Genomic DNA, 17,544 nt, shown 5'->3' on the forward strand with positions numbered 1-17,544 from the left:
TCGTTCCGGAGGACCTCCGGGGTGTCCTCCACGACACGGGACGCTGCCTCACGCACCGCTTCGAGCTCCTTCACCTCGGCGCCCAGGCCGAGCCAGTCGTGATCGGCCGACCACAGGAACACCCTGGCGTCGGCGGCGCACGCTTCACACCACGCAAAGACCGCAAGCCGGACGAGGACTTCGCCCCATCGCGCGATTGGGTCAGCAGCAGCGTCCCCGTTGTCACACGTCCGAGCGGCGTCGACAACGTCGTCCATCACTCGCGGCGTAAGCCACTGGGCGGCGCACCTGCGCGCCTGCTGCCGCGACTCGCGCTGCATACGACCGAGTACGTCACGGCACAGGGATTTGCTTGCCCGCCGGGGCGCCGCCAGCTTGATTCCGAGCTTGCGAAGAAGGCGCTGGCGATCCTGCGAAGTGATGGAGTTGAAGGCGAGCTCCACCATATCGGGGGTGAGTTCATGCAGCGCGTCCGCGACCAGTGTGCCCGCAGAATTGAGGGCAGCGGCCAGCGACTCGAGATGCTGTGTGCTTACTCCCGGCGGGGACAGCGGCGGCTCCGCCCTGATGTGGTACCGGTCGTGCATGCATTACTCCACTTCTGGTGGAACGAACCGTGCGCGAGGCTCATCGGCCTCGGGTGTGCTGAGTGACGAAGGTGTAGCCGTCCGGCAGGTCCCAACCGTCGGCTTTGCCCAGTCGGCGGCAGTGCTCGCGAAAGGCAGCACGCTGCGCTGCGCTGGGTGAGTGGTCCGGCAGCAGTCGCCGCAGATGACCAGGTACGGAATGTAGGACGACTGGCACCGTCTGCCCGGTCTGCTCGAAGTCGCTCTGCCCAGACGGTGAGCGCGGCACGGGCACGGGGTCGGGGGTGTAACCGATGAGCGAGATCTCCGGCTCATCGGGGCGCCCGGGATAGTGGGGACGGCCGTCGACACATCGGCTGCCCGTAGCCATGTAGAGCCGTCCGACGGCCACGAGTGCCTCGACCGCTTCTTCCAGTGCGGCAACCTGTTCGATGACGGGGGCCTCCCCATAGGTGGCGGTGGGCAAGGCTGACCGGTCGAGCAGTGCATGCCCGTCTGGGGTGAGCAGCCCGCATCGACGGACAGTTCGCATGACCAGCTGACTGGGATTGAGGCCAGCTGCCGAGTCACTGGTACGCGTACTGCCGGGTGCGTCCTCGCGGGTAAGGATGCCCACGTCATACTGGTGCTCGATAGTTCGTTCGCCGACCGCGACCGGCGTTTCCAGCAGGGTGGTGGTGGCGCGGATGACGCGCCCCCCGCGCGGCCATTGCAAGTGAAGTTCCAGACCCGGGAAGAAATCCAGCGGCCATTCGACCTCCAGCAGACGGCTGTTTCCGTCGCAGAGCTCTGCCACGGTGTCCTGAACAGCCTCAGAGTCCTCCAACTCCCCTCCGGGGTGCGCTAGCTCAAGGCGCACGACGGTCTGCTTCTGACCAAGGCCCGCCAGCTCATCGGCGATGAGCGGACGGAGGGGGAGGTAGCCGTCCATCAGATGGGCGAGCCTTAGGGGCATCCGCCAGGCGATCTCACTGTCGCCGATTCGCAATAGCTGCCCAGCCCCAAGGCCGGCTTCGTCGACGAGCGGAGCGTCCACGGGCTCGCTGGGCGCTTCAATGTTTGGCTCCTCGGCTTGATTAGCTACTGCTCCGTCGAATCGCTCAGCGCACGCTTTCCCCTCCAACTGGCCAGGCGCTTCACCTGACGTGGGGCGTGGTGAGGGCAGCTGCACGGTCGCACCCCAGCCGGCTGCGGCCGCCACAAGAGGATCGCCGTCCGCTTCATCCGCGCCCGGGTTACGAGTCCGCCATACACCACCGCCCTCGAAAACGTCGTCCAGGCTCACCCGGGTGCCGTCCTGGAAAAGGCCGTTCTCGCTTTCCCCCTGGATGACACCCGCGATCGCCAAGTTCGCGCTGCATACGGCCGTCGCATATTCAACGCCGGAGAGCCGCGACTCCGCACCCGGAAAGTCACTCAGCCGTGGTCCGACGGCGGTGTACACAGTGGTGGCGGAGGGCAAGCCGTAACGGCGTCGGGCCGCTGGCTCGGCTTTGATTCGCAGTGCGGAGGCAAGGACGTTCATGTCGTTTCCTCCCAAAGGGCCCGGGTCCGCCCAGCGTGCAGCGAGCGCCTTGCGGGTCATGGCGTAAGGGCCCCACATTCGCAATGCGTCACTAGAGACGAGCACGCGCCGGATCACATCAAGCAGACGCGTCAGCGCACCCCTCAGCACCTCTTCCTGCTGCGTGCCTGCGAGCTCGACGAGCGACACGGGCACGAAGGGGCTGAGGAGCTGCGCCCGCGCGGTGGTCAGCAGAAAGGCGGCATACGCAGCGATATCGTCCCGCTCCGCCACCTCACGCGACGGGTGAACGGCGTCGACTAGTACATGGCCTTGCTTGTCGATCCACCGTGAGTGATCGCGGAGCCGATTGAGCTGAGCAGGGCTCAAGCTCAATGCGGCGCCGAAGGCATGTGGGTCAGGTACAAGGAGTTCGCGGCGTACGGGAGCGTCGTGCGGGCACGGCCGCCCCGGGCCTTCAGCGCCGGCCGGCGCCCCTGACACCCAGCCTGGTACGTCCCCGAGTGCGCTGATCCTAGGGTGACGGCCCTCCTTATAGACGATCTCCGCAAACAGCGGCTGTGAGCCTGTGGCGATGTGAGCCATGGCCCCGACGGGGAGTGCGGGAGTCCGCCCTCCGAAGGTGACGACCGGAAAGGCATCGGGGTCTAGCGGACTGGTGCCATATCCCTGCCCCTTGAGGTCGTACCCGAAGTAGGCGGCGTTGAAGGCGACCGCAACGTGGACGGGTGCGCGACGGGCTGCAACGAGAGCGTCCAGATATTGGCTCAGCCGGTCCAGTTCCGGGGCGGGTGTGGTGTCGTACCCGTCGACCATGGCGGGAGTGAGCAGGGGCTCGTCCACGTACGGCAGCCAGACCCTGTCGCGTGCCCCGGTGGCCATGGTCATACGCTGTCCCCCTCCTTCTGCTCCTGTGATGCCGCTGCGACGGCTGCGATGTGGCGTCTGGCCTGCCATTTGCCGTCGCTGGTAGCGGCAACCGCGCCCGCTTCAGCCAATCGGAGCAGGCTCTTCTCGACATCGGTGTACGGCAGGTCGGCGCGGCCTCCGAAGTGGCGACTGTCCCGCAGCGTTCGCGGCAGAGGTATCTGCTTTTTGCGTATGGGGTGATAGGCCGTTTCGTCACCGCGAAGCGCGTGCCACAGGGTCCTCGGGTGGACGCCACGCGGCATGAGTCGGGTGAGGCGGTAGGTCTGACTGTCGAGGCGTTGGGCGCGCAGAGTGCTGTCGGCACCACCGCCCATGCGCGGGGCAGCGCTCTCGAAGGCCTGGGTGACGCCGGACCTGCGTTCGTGAGCTGGCCAGTTGGGGCTGGTCCAGCAGGCTGAGCAGCGGCATCGTGCGCTGGTGCAGCAGCCGTCAGGGAGCTCCAGGACACCGAAGTAGTCCGCGAACTTGCGCTGCGCGCATGTCGCCGTGTCCTCGAAGAAGTCCTTCAGGAGGGCGAGTTCGCCCGCAGCGCGGGCGCTTCTGCGGACGAGCAGCGGCAGGAAGCCTTCGGGGAGGAACCACTGATGGACGGCGAGACCGGTGACGAGCTGGCGACTGGGAGCCGCCGACACGTCGAGGAGCCCCCGGTCGTGAAGGTCGGCGAGGATCTCCCAGGTGCTGGCGGGGCCGTCCGCGACGTCTCGGTAGCCATCGATACGTTCGGCAAGGTGGGTGTCGAGCACATCGACTCGCAGGCGGGTGCGTTCCGGCATGGCGAGGATGGCCGCGACAATGCGCCGCTCCAGAGCGTCGCTCTTGGCTAGCGGATCTGGTTCTGGGGACACTTGTGGCTGGAGTGGCAGATGCGTGTCCCCGGCCTTCACCGCGCAAAGGGGCGGGTAGTCGCCGAGGTCCGTAATGGCACCGAGGTCGGCGAGAGCGCTGAAGGCGCGCATGATCCCGGTCCGGTAGCGGTCCGCCGTGTGTGCGCTGCGCATTTCACTCTCGTCGAGGGTGCCTACAGCGGCGTCCCCCGCCATGAGCGACTCGGCCAGCACTGCGGCGTTCAGGCTGCCGCCGCGCCGCCCGAGCACCGTCTGTCCCATTCGACGCAGCAGTGGCACGGGGAGGTCCTGTCCGGTCATGAACCGTACGGTGCGCAGGCCGCGGCTCGTCGCAAGGGCAAGGGCAGCGTTGACGGGGCCTTCACCTTCCGTGTCCCGCCCGGCCCCGTCGCGGCCCGCGCGACCGATCTGCTGGTAGAGCGCGGCGAGGTCGGTGGGGGGAGATACACAGAACACCGTACGGATGTCCGGCCGATTGACGCCGAGCCCGAATGCGGATGTGGCCACCGTAACGACCGGCGCGAACCCGTCCTCGCCCTGCCGGGGTGCCTCCCGGAACTCTGTCATAACGGCGGCCTTCTCGGCCTCGGTGAGCCGTCCATGGAAGCGCAGCACCCGTACTCCGTTGTCACCCACGTACTCGCGCAGGTGAGCGTAGAGCGCGTTGACCTCCTTGACGGTGAGGCAGTACAGGATCGCGTGTCCGTCGAGTGCGTCAACCACCCGCTCGGCTAGACCGGCGGCACCACCCGGTCCGGGTTGGTTCAGCGAGCGCCTGAATACGGCTAGTTCGGGGCGAATCGGATTCTCCCGCACGGTAACGAGACCTCCCCGCGCATCCGGCCACGCGGCCTCAGAGCGCTCTTGATCCGATGCGGCTGCCGGAGGCTCGGGTGTCATACCGAAGAGGCTCTCGCGTAGGGCAGCGTGCACGGAGCGGTTGGCCGTGGCGGTGACCGCGGTGACGGGCAGCCCGTACTCCTTGCGCAGTTCGGCGAGGAACCGCCCGACCCGTCGCATACTGGGCCTGAAATCCTCCCACTGAGCCATGGTGTGCGCCTCATCGACGGCGATCCGGGGCACCCGTCCGGCCGCGACCGCCTGCCGTACAAGCTCCCTGAAGCGGCGCTGACACAGCCGCTCCGGGCTGACGTACACCAACCGGATGCCATGGTCCTGACGGCCCTGGAGCTGGTCGGCGACTTCGGTCTTCCCTGCGCGGCTGCTGGACTCCCGCAGCGGAGAGATCAGCGCGCGTACAGCGCCTCCGAGGGAGCGGTTGAGCTCGAGTGCCTGATCGTGCATGAGCGCGACAAGCGGGCTGACGACGATGGTCGTCCCAGGCAGGACGAGCGCGGGCAGCTGGAAGGTGTAGCTCTTGCCGAAGCCGGTAGGGAGAAGACCAAGCGTGTTTCGACCCTCAGCGACGGCGCTGATCACTATTCGCTGGGCCAGCTTAAGAACCACGGGCTCGTCGGAAAGGCCGAGCAGCCCGCCAATAATGGAGGCACGCTCCAAGACCGTGTCCGTGAGGCGTCCTTCGTCCCGCAGTCGCTTGGTCTCGCCGGGGGTTAGAGCGAGGTCGCGAATGCGGCGGGTGTGGGGCAGCAGGGTATGGCCTTCGAGCGCCTCGTCGGCGCAAAGTTCGGCGGCCCGGTCACCGTGCAGAAGCCCCTCGCGCGCCAAGAACCCCCAGATGCGCCGCCATCCGTCGGTCATGGTCGCCACATTGCCACCGCCGATCTCTCCGGTGGCTGGATCGGGCTGCAGCAGCCCCTCGTCTAGGCTGCCGAGGAAGGCGCGGCGGTAAACGCGCCGCAAGGTGGTGTGCCCACCGAGCTTGCGGTCGCTGAGGACGACGACGCCGCGGTGCCGGTCGGAGCGGATTAGTCGGCCCACTGCCTGGCGCAGCTGGAGTGCGGCCAGCGGCAGGTAGTACTCCTCGGTGGCTGCCCCGTCGGGGTCTGGGTGTCCGGTCTCCTCGGCACGTTCCCGTACGGCGGCCCGGCGAGCCTCGATGATGGGGTCGGCGAACGGCGCGAAGGGCAGTTTGTTGATCCATACCAGCCGTAGCCGGTGTTCGTCGGAGACGTCGACACCCTGCCACAGCCCTTTCGTACCTACCAGGAACCCCCCGCCCTGCTGCCGGTCGGTGAACTCTGCGACAGCACGGCCGTTTCCGAGAGCGATCGCTCCCACGACGGGAGTGGTCAGCTCGCGCGCACGAAGCTCACGCTGCAGCAGATCACCGATGCCCGCAGCGGTGGATCGGGCAGTGGTGAGCACCATGGCCCCGCCGTCGTATCCGTTTCCGTCCAGCCGCGCATAGGTGATCTCCTGTGCATATCCGGCGAGTTGGTGGGCAATGGTCCGCATGGCGCCCTCCTCCTGCTCCGCCCAGGACGGAAAGTCCGTGAAACAGATCAGCTCGGCTTGGCGCGCCAGGTCGAACGGCGAGGGCAGGGCGAGTGCGGGGAGGTCCTGCCGAAGTCCAAGACGGTCTCTTACGAAGGTCCACTCGCCAGCGACCCGCAGGGTCGCGGAGACGTAGTGGACGGAGGTGAAGGACTCCAGGTAGCTCCGCCACACGGGGTCGGCCGGCAGGTCGATGGGGCTTGAGGCGACGCGGAACCGGTAGGCGCGCAGTCCCGGTTCGGGCTCGGCCAGCTCCTGCAGGTAAAGCACGCGGGAGAGCGCCGTATCGGAGTTTGTCCCGTCGAGGGTGGTGGCCGGGTTGAGCAAGGCGTCGATGTCAGCGGTGATGCGGTCGAGGGCTGCCGCTGTGTCCTCAGCGCGGCGGGCGAGGCGAAGGATCCGCTCCCGTACGTGCACGTCGAGTGCCGCGTGTTCGGCGGTGTACCGATCGAGGGCGGCGGCGACAGCACCGACAGCTCGGGAGACCTGGACCAGGAGGCGCTGAATGTGGCGCGTTTCCTGGCTACCGGAGGTGCCCGCGAATGGACTGGCCAGCACAGCGGTGCGGCTACCCACTCGTGCTCCAACGCCCTTGGAACAGGCGTCGAATGAACGAGCGGCGAGTCGAGGCAGCCGCTCGTCGTCAAATAGGTGCTCCAGTTCACCGACGGCGGCCGCCGCCCGGTCCCGAGCAGCTCCGTCTCGCGCGTCGGCGAGCCAGATCAGGCACTCTGCGAGCAGATCCTCCATATCCCGATAGTCGGCGGTGACCGTGAGTGCGGAGGTAGCGGCGTTCTCCAGTTCATGCGCCTCGTCGACGATGAGCAAGGTTTCGGCGCCGAGCGCGCGCAGGTCGTCGAGATGCGAGAGTGCGAGCGCGTGATTAGCAAGGACGAGTCGGTGTCCCGCGATCGCCTCGCGCACGGTGTCGGTGTGCGGGGTCAGTGGGGTGTCGTCTCCCTGCTGATAGTCGCCATCGCGCTGGGACAGAGCCTCCAGCCAGAGCGGCAGTGCCCGCCCCGCGTAGTCGGCGAAGAAGGCGGGAAGGTCCACGGAGTCGACAGACCTGGCGGCCCACGACTCAGGTGCTTCGGTGCAGGCTCTCAGACGTAGCAACAGGTAGATGGCAAGCTCGCGGAAGCGCGGCTGTTCCACGATTCGCGCCCGACCGCGGGCGGCCGTTCGGGCCCGGGTCGCCTCGGCGAGGAGGGCTGTCAGGGCGGCGAGTGAGAGCCGGTTGGTCTGTCCCTTGACCAGGTCGGCGACGTCAAGGATACCGGGAAGGGCACGTTCCAGGTCCTTCAGATCCCGGGCCATCTGACTCTGAAGCTGTTTGGTGAAAGTGGCGATGATGGCGGTGCGGCCTGGAGCGACCGCAAGCCAGTCGAGGGCGGCCGCGAGTACCGCGTAACTCTTGCCCGTACCCGTCGGTGCCTCCAGCAGCCCGCCGCTGCCTTGATCGATCCAAGCGTGCAGGGAGGTTGCCATCCGCTGCTGAGCGGGACGGGGCTCGGCTTTGGGGCCGTGCACGGCGGCGGCGAGCGCAGCGGGGTCCACTCTGCCGTCGACACCACGCAGTTCGCCGGGTATCCCTACAACTGCCAGGCCAGGCGCCGTTCCCCCTGACCCACGCCGGGGCTGGTGCTGTCCCAATTCACTGCCCAGGACCCGTGCCACAAACGCCTGGTCCCACGCCTCCGCCCCATGAGCAGATCCCTCCGTCCCCCGTGCGAGCTCCAGCAACAACCGCCAGCCGGAAGAGTCCGCGCATACGTCTGCCACCAGCCGGGTCAATTCTGCTTCCCAGCCCGCTACTACATCGGATGCCGCACCCAACAGCCGGACCAGCAGCTCAGCGTCGTCCGCAGCGTTGTGCGCCCGCAGATCGAACCGGGGCACCCCACCTAACTCGGCGAGCGTGTGAAGCCGGTGGGAGCTAGCGGCTGGCCACACCGCATGGGCGAGATACAGCGCATCGACCAGCTTGCAGCCAGCCAGCGGATCGTCACGTCCGGCCAGCGTGGCAGCCTCGAGCACCAGTGGGAAGTCCAGCCCGGTTCCGTTGTACGCCACCACCACATCCGCCCCCGCGACGTAGGCGGCGAACTCCCCCCAGACCTCCTCCGGCTTCATTCCCGCGTCACGCACCCGCTGGCGTATGGCCGCGTCACGGATCTCCTCTTCACTACACCCAAGGCGCAGATACCGCTGCCAACGCGGCGCCTCCGCGGTCCATGCCTGGTCCATCCCAAACCGCACGGCTGCGGCCTCGTACACATGCCGCTCCAGGTAGGGCTCCGTCGGCACGGTACGTACGACACTCTCCACGTCGATCGCGACAGCCCGCAGTCCACGCCGCTGGGAGCCCTCGTCCCTCGGCCCGGCTTCCGCCGAGACCGACCTGACGGGTACGGCGTACCGCCCACCCGTCTCCTCGATCAGTCCGGCGGCGACAGCCTGCCCGACCAGCTTCGCCAGTCGGGCGTCGGGCAGCCCGGCGTACCGGTCGCGCGCCGCAGCGGCCAACTTCGCATGACCAACTCCCTCTGAGAACTCCCCAACCAGCTCCACGATCTTCCGGACCGCGGCCGGAACCCGCGCTTCCGTACCCATGATCACCTCCTCCGTCATGCGGGTATACCCGCTCACAGACGGTGATCTTCGCAGGTTACGCTCGCCGCCTCACAGGCGGACATGCTTTGAACATATTCTTTATGCAAGCCGCCAACACAGTGGCAACGAAGGCCCCACATCTCTCATACGCAACAGCTGGCGCATTGCCCCCGGCAATGATCGGCGGTGCTCCCTCGCAGATACGCCGCGCACTCCACCATCGGAGCCATCAACGTCCCGGGACTGGGTGGCCACTCGCCCGCCCCCATGGGCTGTCTCCGGCATGAGGAGACGGTCGGGCCCGGTAGGCACTGGTTTCCCCGGCCTTGCTGGGAAAGGCTCTTTGCCCGACGACGGAGAGGTAGGGCTGGCACCGCTTCCCGTTGAGTCAGCGACGACTGCGCGTCGGCCGAGCGAGTACCCGTCAACGACGCAGCGGATGTGGAGCTGCGCAACTCTTAGGGGCCGGCGGCGCGTCCTCTTCGTTGCCTTACGCCGACTCCCAGCCGGTCCACAGTGCAGTGAGCTCGGCCACCACGGCGCCGTGCTCCCACCAGCAGGCGTGCGGAAGCTGCTCGGTGGTCAGCTCGTAGGTGTCGGCCATGCGGATCACCCACGCGGCGAACTCGCCCCGCAGCTGCTCCCGTTCGCCCTCCTTGACCCTGTGCCACGCGATAGGGGCACCCGGGACGCGCGTGCTGTCGCCGCCGCCCTCCTCACCGGACGCTCCCTGCTTCGCCGCGCCGCGCGCCGCCCCGGAGTCCTCAAGCCGGGCCAGTCGCGCGGCGAAGCCGGTGAGTTCGCCGTTGATGGACTCCAACGCGTCGAAGAGCGGACCGAGCGGATCAGGCACGGGACGCCCCCTTTCGTACCCGACGGCTTCGGGCCGCACGGAGGGTTGCACTGGAGTGCCTGAAAGAGATCCCTGGCCGGTGGAGGACGTACGGGACGCAGCTCTCGAGCTCGGCCAGACGCCGTGCGGACTCATTCAGCTCACCGTTGAGGGCCTCCAGGGCGTCAATGAGCGGGCCGAACACGTCGGCCCCGTGCGGCCGGCGCAGCGGCAGGGGAGAGGGCGTCCTCCAGCTGCTCCAGTCGCGTGTGGAACCCCTTCTGCTCGCTGTTGAGGGCTTCGAGCACGTTGAAGAGCGGGCCGAACGGATCTGCGTCACGGCGATGGGATGGCTGCGAAGCGGGGGAGTGGGATTCGCTCCGGAGGGCGATGCACCGCGCGAGGTCGTTCAGCCGTCTGTGCACGGAGCGCAGGACGTCTTTGCGCAGGTCAGTCGCTGCTGGCACGGCTGTTCACCTTCTTCAGGGCTTCCTTGGTGGCCTCGCTGATTTCCCTGGCGCGGGGGCCCTCGTGGATCCGCTCGAACTTGACCCGCGTGACGGGGGTGCGCCGGTGCACGACCAGGCCTTCGCGTTCCTTGATCTGCCGGATGTCACCGGGCTCCAGCACGGCCCGGCGCCGGGTGGAGATGCTGATCGAGGCCCGGTCGCCGTCGTCGGACACGCTCTCGGTGTCCTCCTCGAACTCGCCGGCCAGCTGCGAGTAGCTCTTCAGCTCCTGCTCGTCCGAGACACCACCCAAAATGACCTTGATGGTGGCGGCCGCGAACATCTTGCGGACACCGAGCTCTCCCCAGCGCTCGTGTGCCTGGGCGAGGTTCTGCAGCACGGCGACCATGAAGATGTTCTGCGAGCCGGAGACGGACATGAGGCTGGGGATCTGCGGCAGTGGTGCCACGTTGGCGAGCTCGTCGCCGAGCAGCGCGAGCGGCGGGTCGAGGCGGCCGTTGGGCATCCGGGCCGCGATGACCTTGGCGGTGTCGAGGATGGCCCGCGAGAAGGCAGCCAGAATGGGCGCCAGCGAGGAGCCCTCGTCTTCCTCTCCGATGAGGAAGACGGTGCCGCCCTCGGTGAGCCACTTCGTGATGGAGAAGTTCTGCTCATCACGGGCGGACTTGCCGAAGATCGCGGCGACCTTCTGGTCGTACAGGGCCAGGATGCTCTGCTCGGCGGTGCGCCAGCTCGCCGAACGCTCCTCGGGGGCCGGCCGTCTTCCCCACCTGTGCGCCTGCCAGCATTGCCAGAAACTCGGCGGCACCCCCGTGATGTGGTGGGTGGGCTTCGAGACTGTCACCTGGACCGGCGAGAGCGAGCCGACCTGGTACGAGACCCTCGAAGGCGAGGCGAAGCGTGGCTTCTGCCCCCACTGCGGCAGCCGCCACGCGGCGATCGATAGCGACGTCCCGGAACTCGGCATTGTCGTAACGGCTCTAGACGACGCCAGCGGAGCCGACCTCGATCCAGTCAATCTGAGCTTCTGCGACAACGCCGTACGGTGGCTGCCCCAGGCGCCGGACACCCAAAACAGCCCCGTCGGCTGAAGCGCACGAGACCCGGGGCGGCTTGGGGAAGAGGGCAGTTCTTCGTCCTGACTCGCAGAGCTCGGGCGGAACAAGCAGCATCGGCTAGTGGCCGCCGATAGACTCACAGTGACCTTTGCCGTTCTATGTGACGGCGGCCAGCTACTTCAACCGGGGCGCCTTCGGCGGCCCTTAGATTGAGGCGTTCATGCAGGACGACCGACCCGTGGTCGGCGTGATCGACTACCGCACCGGAAACAGCCAGAGCGTGGTCCACGCGCTGAACTTCCTCGGTGTGCCGAACCGTCTGCTCACCTCGCCCACGGAACTGGATGGCATCGACCGGATCATCCTTCCGGGTGTCGGATCAGCCGGGACCACGATGACCTACCTGTCCGAAGCCGGATGGCCCGAGGCGCTTCACGCCCGGGTTATCGAAGGCCGCACCCCGTTCCTGGGCATCTGCGTGGGCCTGCAGGTCCTCTTCGAGACCAGCGAGGAACAGGACGCGACGTGCCTGGGCTGGCTGCCCGGGACCGTGCGGGCCTTCAACGGCGCCGACGTGCGGGTGCCGCAGATGGGCTGGAACCAGGTGCACCGCACCTCGGCCCATCCGTTCCTGGCCGGCCTGCCGGAAGCGGGCCACTTCTACTTCGTGAACAGCTACTACGCCGACCCCGCGGACGCCGGGGACATCGCGGCGACCACGGAGTACGGCCTGCCGTTCACCTCTGCCGTCGCGCGCGGCAACATCATGGCCACGCAGTTCCACACCGAGAAGTCCGGCCCGCTGGGGCTGGATCTCCTCGAGCGGTTCGCCAAGACCCCGCAGGAGGAGCTGTGCCCGGCCTGACCATCACGACGGGGCTGACCACCCGGCTGATCGCCTGCTTCGACATCATCGACGGCAGGGTCACCAAGGCCCGCCGCTTCGAGGACAACATCGACGTCGGCGACGCCGCCGAGGTCGCCGCGTCGGTGTACGCGGACGGCATCGACGAGATCATCTTCTACGACATCCTCGCCAGCGCGCAGCGCCGCCAGGCGGACCTGGCCACGATCCGCAAGGTCGCCGCGACGGTGTTCGTGCCGCTGACGGTGGGCGGCGGGATCCGGTCGCTGGAGGACATGCACGCGGTGCTGGCCGCCGGTGCGGAGAAGATCAGTCTGGACTCGATGGCGGTGCGCAATCCCTCGATCATCACCGAGGGTTCGGCCGAGTTCGGCCGCCAGTGCATCGTGCAGTCCATGCAGGTCAAGCGCGTCCCGGTCACGGCCGAGATCCCCAGTGGGTACGAGGTGTTCATCGACGGTGCCCGGCAGGCCACCGGCATGGACGCCATCGCGTGGGCGCGCCGGGGCGAGGAGCTCGGCGCGGGGGAGATCTGCGTCAATTCCATCGACCAGGACGGCACGCACGAGGGCTACGACCTGGAGATCACCCGCAAGATCGCCGAGGCGGTCAACCTGCCGGTGATCGCCTCCGGCGGCGCCGGTTCCGCCGAGCACGCGGCGGCGGCGTTCACCGAGGCGGGCGCGTCGGCGGCGATCGTCAGCTCGCTGCTGTACTCGCCGCGTATGGAGCGCACCGTCCCGGTCGGGGAGATCAAGGCTGAGCTCGCCAAGCGGTACGGGCTCCCGGTCCGCCTGATCTGAGCACGCTCCCGCCGGAAGCGAAGCCGGGCCCGCCTTCGCTTCCGGCGCCGCACGGCCGTCCCGGGCGGGCGGCGGCCGCGGTAGTTGCTGATCCACCACGGGTCACGGTCGGGCGTCGGGGCGGGCGCGGGCTGGGTCATGTCGGGTTCTCCGTGGGCGGGGTGCGGTGGAGGCGGCCTTCGGCGTCGGGTAGGCCGCGGGGAGCGGTGAGGTAGGCGCGGCCGACGACGGCGCCCCAGCCGGCGTGCCACAGGCGCGTCAGGTCGGCCCACCCGGACAGGCCGCCGGCGTACCACAAGCGGGCGCGCGGGTGCCGGTCCGCGATGCGGTCGAGGATGTGCCAGGGGGCCCCTATGTGTTTGGTCAAGGTCGAAGGCCAGTAGGTTCGAGTGGTCGAGGGCGGGCTGAGCCGTAGGGGTGTGCATGAGTGATAGCCAGGTCACGATCAAGCTCACGAGTGACGAGGCACTGGTGCTGTCGCACTGGCTGGAGAAGCTCCAGATGACGGACCTCAGCCAGGTTGTCGACGATCCGGCGGTCTGGGCGCCGATCCATAGGATCGCCGGAACGCTCGACAAGACGCTTCCTGAGCTGTTCGCATCCGACTTTGACGAGCGGCTTGAGGCGGCTCGTCAGAGGCTTCGGCCGGAGGACTGATCGAGCTGTCTGAACTCCTCACCTGGCTGCGGCGGGTGGGGGTTCGTAGAAGGTTCCGTCGCGGAGCATCGCGAAGAGGACGTCGGCCCGGCGTCTGGCGAGGCAGAGCAGGGCCTGGGTGTGGTGCTTGCCCTGGGCGATCTTCTTGTCGTAGTAGGCCCGCGATGCCGGGTCGCCCAGAGCGGCGAACGCGGAGAGGAAGAAGGCCCGTTTGAGCTGCTTGTTTCCTCTCCTGGACGGCTGTTCGCCGCGGATCGAGGAGCCCGAGCTCCGGGTCGCCGGGGCGAGACCGGCGTAGGCGGCGAGGTGGCCGGCGGTCGGGAAGGTGCTGCCGTCGCCGACCTCGATCAGGATCCTGGCTCCGGTCCTGACGCCGACTCCCGGCATCGACGTCAGGACTTTGGAAAGAGGGTGGGCCTGCAGCAGTTCCTCGATCCGCCCGGCCAGGAGTCTCCGCTGGTCAAGGACGGCCGTGAGGGAACCGGCCAGGCTCGGGACGATCAGCGCGGCCGCCTCGGTGCCCGGGACCGTCACGGTCTGCTCGTCCAACGCTGCGAATATCTCCTCGACCAGCCGCTCGGCCATCCTCGGCGCCTTCGGCAGCAGCAGCGTGACCAGCCGCCGACGGCCGGCCTTGCGGATCTGAGCCGGTGACCCGAACCGTTCCAGCAGCGTGAGGACGGCCGGGTGCTGCAACCGCGGCCCCAGCACCCGTTCCAGCGACGGATGGATCTGCGTCAACAGGCCGTGCAGCCGGTTCGCGACCCGGGTCGCCTCGCCGGCCAGGTCGTCGTCGAAGCCCACGATCATCTCCAGCTCGGCGATCGTCTCGTCCTCGCCGTCGATCGACCGCAGCGTGTGCGGCATCGCGCGGGCCGCGTCGGCGATGATGAACGCGTCGTTCGCGTCCGTCTTCGCCTCGCCTGGGTAGAGGTCGGCGATCCGCCGCATCGTCAGGCCAGGCAGGTAGGCGACGGGGCAGCCCATGTCCCTCGCGACCGCCAGTGGCAGGGCGCCGATCGAGGCCGGCTGGTCGACCACGACGAGCACGGTTCCGTGCTTGGCCTTCAGCTTCGCGAACAGCTCGCGGAGCTTGGGCTCGGTGTTGGGCAGGCGCTTGTCGAACGCTTTCTTCCCGGCCGGTGTGACGGCGGTGGCGTGGTGTTCGCCCTTGCCGACGTCCAGGCCGAGGAAGACGTCGATGTCGCCGGTGTCGATCACGTGCAGGCCCCTCCATCACGCTTTCGTCCGGCCATGCCTCGGCACCGAGCTGCCACATCCACGTTACGGAGAGCTCTTCCGGCCTGGGTGAAGCCGGTGCTCAAGCCCCTCATCAGCGGTCTGTCGATGCCTCCGGGCCCGGTGACACCACCCCCCGGATCATCACCAACAGGAGGGGGAAGTCATGCCGGACCCGAAGGCCGGAGGCCCCATTGCGGAGCCACGAAAAAGGTAACGGGGGGGCCGCTGTGGTGGAGCACTGGTAGGCGCCGGACGGGGGGTATGTGGTCATCGGACGGGCTCCGGTGTGTGGGACAGCAGATGGTCCAGGGGGCGATCAGGGCGTCGCGGGCGCTGCTGCGGACCCGGGTGTCGCAGCGCACCAGCGGGACGTGAGCGAGACTGGAGTGACGGCGGCTGCACAACGACTGGGGCTCGAAGCGAACTTGACGACGATCGATCAGTCGCCGGTGAGCGTCAGTCCTGCAACGAGTGCGGCCACATGGAGGAACTGGAGGACTGACCATGCCCGAAGTAAAGAAACTCCCGCCGGACTTGAAGGGGCGTACCCGCTACCGCGCGGTGGTGGACATCGGCACCCACCCCGCCACCGGCAAGCGGAAGCAGGTCACGATCACGCGGCCGACGTCCAAGGAAGTCAAGGCGGAGATCAACCGTCTCGGGCACCAGCGCGACACCGGCGCGCTGATCATGCCGAACAAGGTCACCGTCTCGGAGTGGGTGACCGAGTGGTTCGCCAAGAAGTCCGAGGACATCGAAGAGACGACCGCCTACAACTACGCGTCTCTGCTCGGGCACATCCACAACAACCTTGGCGCCCTGCCCCTGCAAGACCTCACCGAGGACCACGTGACGGCCTTCCGGGACACCCTGCTCACCACGGCCCGGCGGCGCGGTGGCGTAGCCGGTACGGGCCTCCACCCGAAGACCGTCACCGAGGTACTGAACCGCCTGCGGGAGATCCTGCAACGGGCCCTGATCCGCAAGCTGGTGCACGCGAACGTGGCTCAGTACGTGGTGGTGACCAAGAAGGCCAGGACTGCGGGCCGCAAGCAGTACCCGCGCGCTGTGCCGTGGAGCACGGCGGAGGTCCACCAGTTCGTTGCGGGCCTGGAAGGGGATCGCCTGTACGCCCCTCTGCTGCTCTCGCTGATGGGCTTGCGCCCGGCGGAAGTCTGCGGCCTGCGGTGGGCGGAGGACGTGGACCTGAAGGTCGGGACGCTGACCATCGCCAACACCCGCACCATGATTGCCAACAGCACGTCACGGGTGATTGAGAAGGACACGAAGACCGAGGCAGGTTCACGGGTTCTGCCCCTGCCCAAGCGAGCGGCCGACGCGCTGAAGAAGTTCCGCGCCACGCAGGCGAAGGAGCGCCTGGCGGCGGGCGAGGCGTACACGGAGAGCGGCTATGTATTCGTGGACGAGCTGGGGCTGGCGCTCACTCCGAAGGATCTGCGGGAGTCCGCCTACAAGGTCATGAAGCAGCTCGGGCTACGCCGGGTGCGCCTGTACGACGCCCGCCACTCATGCATGACGTTCCTGAACTCCCAGGGGGTCGCGGATCACGTCCTTGCCGCGTGGGCCGGGCACACGTCGGCGGACTTCACGCGGCGCCGGTACGTGCACATCAGCCCCGAGGATCTTCAGCCCGCAGCGGATGCGTGGGACGGCCTTCACGGGGCCGGTCACGGCGGCGCGTGAGAATCTGTGAGATCTGAGCAGCCGCAGAGCAGCCTACACGGCCCCTGACCTGGTGCTCTCTCCTGAAACTTAGTTGGTCGTGTCCCGGTTCGGTCCCTGGCGCGGGTAGCCGTGGACGGTGGCCCGGGCTCCCGCGGCTGCTGATGTGGTCACGGAACTCTCCTTCGCGAGTACTCGTCAGCGACCTCGGAACGGTCGTGGGACGCGAAGGAACGGCAACAGGGGCCCGGTTTGCGCACACCCTCGGGTGCGGCCGTGCCCGCCCTCACCGCCGACCCGCCCACGAGGTCGCCGAGATCTCCGCGCGCGTAGGTCGCGCACGGGCAGTGGCAGGTCTTCGGACTCATGGGCGCGCCTTCTCGTCCGAAGGCACCTACTGGCCGTCGCTTCCCAGTCCCGTGCCGGGACCAGTGCGTATGACGGCGGTCGTTCCCACTCACCGCTGCGGGGCAGTTCCGGAGTTCCACCGGATTCCCTCTTGCGACGCCCCTGCCTGGAGGGCAGGGCGAACCAGCTGCGGGGTCAGCCTACGCGGTGGCGCAGCGAAGGGAAGAGCGGAGTCCAGCATCCGGAAGCGGAAAACGACCGTCGCGGCACGTTTGTGCCCTGCCCGGCTGAGGACGAACCCGGCAACCGATTGCGGCAGCGGCCTTGCTGGCAGCGCGGTTCGGAGGGCTTGAAATACTTGCGGACGTTCTCCGGCTTCTCTCCCTCCCGAACCCTAACCTCGGGCTTTCGCGCGCCCAGCAGACTGGAGGTCTTGATGTTGTAAGTGATCTTTGGTCGTAAGCTCGTTGTCGCCTGCCGGTGTGAGTCCGGTCCGGGTAGCTGCCAGGAGGCCCGGTAGCAGACTGGCGGCGTCGGGGGGAAACGCCCGGCGTCGAAGCCCAGTGTCGAAAGCCCTGTGAAGGGGGAGCAAAGCAGCGGTCCGTAGCATGAAGCGAAGCCTGCGGCGTCGTCATTTAAGCCCGCCAGAAGGCGGGGCCAAGGAGGAGCCG

General features: G+C 67.9%; 12 protein-coding genes and 1 riboswitch. Of the genes, 5 read left to right on the plus strand and 7 right to left on the minus strand.

The window, feature by feature from the left end; genetic code table 11:
• Nucleotides 1-627 precede the first annotated feature (627 nt).
• The 5 genes from OG293_RS33110 to OG293_RS33130 all read right to left on the minus strand — a co-directional run bounded on the left by OG293_RS33110 (nt 628) and on the right by OG293_RS33130 (nt 11,061).
• Entirely contained in the window at nt 628-3,000 is a 2,373-nt protein-coding gene (locus OG293_RS33110) for a hypothetical protein (protein WP_406002415.1), read from the minus strand.
• Nucleotides 2,997-8,915: a DEAD/DEAH box helicase gene (locus tag OG293_RS33115; RefSeq protein WP_406002416.1), complete on the minus strand. Its 5,919-nt coding sequence runs from the start codon at nt 8,913-8,915 to the stop codon at nt 2,997-2,999. Before OG293_RS33115 ends, OG293_RS33110 begins: the two co-directional genes overlap by 4 nt.
• Nucleotides 8,916-9,405: 490 nt before the next feature.
• A complete protein-coding gene (locus OG293_RS33120; protein WP_406002417.1) occupies nt 9,406-9,768 on the minus strand; it encodes a hypothetical protein in 363 nt (120 codons plus the stop codon).
• 164 nt (nt 9,769-9,932) lie between these two features.
• Entirely contained in the window at nt 9,933-10,214 is a 282-nt protein-coding gene (locus tag OG293_RS33125) for a hypothetical protein (RefSeq protein ID WP_406002418.1), read from the minus strand.
• On the minus strand, nt 10,198-11,061 hold the full coding sequence (locus OG293_RS33130; RefSeq protein WP_406002419.1) for a type IV secretory system conjugative DNA transfer family protein: 864 nt from the start codon (nt 11,059-11,061) through the stop codon (nt 10,198-10,200). The genes OG293_RS33125 and OG293_RS33130 overlap by 17 nt, the downstream gene beginning before the upstream one ends.
• Here OG293_RS33130 and OG293_RS33135 point away from each other — a divergent pair.
• The 3 genes from OG293_RS33135 to hisF all read left to right on the plus strand — a co-directional run bounded on the left by OG293_RS33135 (nt 11,033) and on the right by hisF (nt 12,943).
• Nucleotides 11,033-11,308, plus strand: a complete 276-nt coding sequence (locus tag OG293_RS33135; protein WP_406003793.1) for an aldehyde-activating protein — start codon at nt 11,033-11,035, stop codon at nt 11,306-11,308. The two genes, OG293_RS33130 and OG293_RS33135, sit on opposite strands and share 29 nt — an antisense overlap.
• 187 nt (nt 11,309-11,495) lie before the next feature.
• Entirely contained in the window at nt 11,496-12,140 is a 645-nt protein-coding gene (hisH, locus tag OG293_RS33140; protein WP_406002420.1) for an imidazole glycerol phosphate synthase subunit HisH, read from the plus strand.
• A complete protein-coding gene (gene hisF, locus OG293_RS33145; RefSeq protein ID WP_406002421.1) occupies nt 12,128-12,943 on the plus strand; it encodes an imidazole glycerol phosphate synthase subunit HisF in 816 nt (271 codons plus the stop codon). Before hisH ends, hisF begins: the two co-directional genes overlap by 13 nt.
• A 136-nt stretch (nt 12,944-13,079) precedes the next feature.
• Here the strand turns inward: hisF and OG293_RS33150 are convergent, their stop codons facing one another.
• On the minus strand, nt 13,080-13,310 hold the full coding sequence (locus OG293_RS33150; protein WP_406002422.1) for a hypothetical protein: 231 nt from the start codon (nt 13,308-13,310) through the stop codon (nt 13,080-13,082).
• Nucleotides 13,311-13,366: 56 nt separating this feature from the next.
• Between OG293_RS33150 and OG293_RS33155 the strand changes: the two genes are divergently transcribed.
• A complete protein-coding gene (locus OG293_RS33155) occupies nt 13,367-13,600 on the plus strand; it encodes a hypothetical protein (RefSeq protein ID WP_406002423.1) in 234 nt (77 codons plus the stop codon).
• 18 nt (nt 13,601-13,618) lie between these two features.
• Here OG293_RS33155 and OG293_RS33160 read toward each other — a convergent pair whose 3' ends face one another.
• A complete protein-coding gene (locus OG293_RS33160) occupies nt 13,619-14,821 on the minus strand; it encodes an IS110 family transposase (protein ID WP_406002424.1) in 1,203 nt (400 codons plus the stop codon).
• Nucleotides 14,822-15,346: 525 nt separating this feature from the next.
• Here OG293_RS33160 and xerC point away from each other — a divergent pair.
• Entirely contained in the window at nt 15,347-16,546 is a 1,200-nt protein-coding gene (gene xerC / locus OG293_RS33165) for a tyrosine recombinase XerC (RefSeq protein WP_406002425.1), read from the plus strand.
• A gap of 310 nt (nt 16,547-16,856) precedes the next feature.
• A riboswitch (cobalamin riboswitch) is annotated at nt 16,857-17,076 on the minus strand.
• Nucleotides 17,077-17,544: the final 468 nt, after the last annotated feature.

This window comes from Streptomyces sp. NBC_00829, from assembly GCF_045161795.1.
In the GTDB taxonomy this organism is placed as follows: domain Bacteria; phylum Actinomycetota; class Actinomycetes; order Streptomycetales; family Streptomycetaceae; genus Streptomyces.

Bases quoted from the DNA above. Each gene is read 5' to 3' on its own strand.
- OG293_RS33110 (WP_406002415.1), bottom strand. From the start codon at position 3,000: ATGACCATGGCCACCGGGGCACGCGACAGGGTCTGGCTGCCGTACGTG.
- OG293_RS33115 (WP_406002416.1), bottom strand. From the start codon at position 8,915: ATGGGTACGGAAGCGCGGGTTCCGGCCGCGGTCCGGAAGATCGTGGAG.
- OG293_RS33135 (WP_406003793.1), top strand. From the start codon at position 11,033: ATGTGGTGGGTGGGCTTCGAGACTGTCACCTGGACCGGCGAGAGCGAG.
- hisH (WP_406002420.1), top strand. From the start codon at position 11,496: ATGCAGGACGACCGACCCGTGGTCGGCGTGATCGACTACCGCACCGGA.
- OG293_RS33155 (WP_406002423.1), top strand. From the start codon at position 13,367: ATGAGTGATAGCCAGGTCACGATCAAGCTCACGAGTGACGAGGCACTG.
- xerC (WP_406002425.1), top strand. From the start codon at position 15,347: ATGCCCGAAGTAAAGAAACTCCCGCCGGACTTGAAGGGGCGTACCCGC.